The organism is Neorhizobium sp. SHOUNA12A, assembly GCF_023006505.1.
Classification (GTDB): Bacteria; Pseudomonadota; Alphaproteobacteria; order Rhizobiales; family Rhizobiaceae; genus Neorhizobium.
This window is the reverse complement of record NZ_JALBGV010000193.1, coordinates 1-1,065: the sequence shown is the minus strand read 5'-3', so window position 1 is coordinate 1,065 and position 1,065 is coordinate 1. Positions and strand designations below refer to the sequence as shown.

1 protein-coding gene is annotated in these 1,065 nt (G+C 58.0%); it reads right to left on the bottom strand.

What is annotated here, in order from left to right:
* Positions 1 to 503 precede the first annotated feature (503 nt).
* On the bottom strand, positions 504 to 1,065 hold a 562-nt coding region (locus MOV63_RS32420), incomplete at its 5' end, for a type IV secretory system conjugative DNA transfer family protein (protein WP_247039838.1).

The window sequence follows — 1,065 nt, the reverse complement described above, 5'->3', positions numbered from 1 at the left end:
CTCCCTCGAAATGGCGTTTCCGCTCGGCAACACGCCGCCAGAACGGGGTATGCGCCTGTTCATTCAGCGTGACGTAGTCGATGAACAGGACGCGGTCATCGCGCAGCATGACGGCTATATCCGGGATATGGTTACGTTTGACCGGCATCTTCCCGTCATGGGTAGACCAGCACGCGACCTCCATGGGATAGGGCGACAGCTCAGGCGAGCGCTCATTGGCGGTCCATTGGGTTGATGTGGGCCAGCCTTGAACTTAACGACAACAAGGCGACGACCGCGATGGGCTAAGCGGACCAAGCGCCTCGTTCGGTAGTACAGCATTCCAGGAGGTACTCCAAAAGCCGCAATAAAAGCCGCGAGATAGTCTCTCCGGTAAGTCTGAAGTCCGCATGCAAACAGATCGAGCGTCCGTTGAGGCCGCTTATCTTAGGTGACGCCAACACCTTCGATGAACCCAACGCCAAGTCCGCCAACTTCTAAATTGAAAGCGATCCGCCCGGGTCTCAGGTGACAGAGGCGATGCCGAGATCGGCAGGATCAGGAACGGTTTGTCGCAGTATTTCGTCGATGCTGGCGCGACTGCGCACCGATCCGCCGGCTCCCGCAATCTTGGCTGCCACAGTGAACGTCAAGCGTTCTGCCGAGGCTTTGACCGCGGATTCCATTTCGGCGATACGGCTGTCGCGTGCATCCTGACGCGGACCCGGTGGCCGTTTCAGTTCGTCCAGCCTGCCATCCTCGATCGACTGCGATAATGACCTGGCAATCGAGAGCGGGATATCAGACGCGGGCAGCGGGTTTCTATCTGGCGGATTGGTTCCAAGATCAAGCAATGCCGGATCTTTCGTGGCCAGGGCGGGCACCGGCCGTGGCGCAACGAAATCGACTTCAGGCACTGGGGGCGGGTGCCTCAGAGAAAATTCCGCCGCGTTTTTGAACGCTGCAATTTCGTGAAAACGTAGCTTTCCTGCGAAGATCGACGGCTGCCCCTCGATCAACAGGATCATTCGTTCTGAAGGCATTTGCCGAACTTCCTGCGGCATCATCAGATCGCGTTCGCGTATC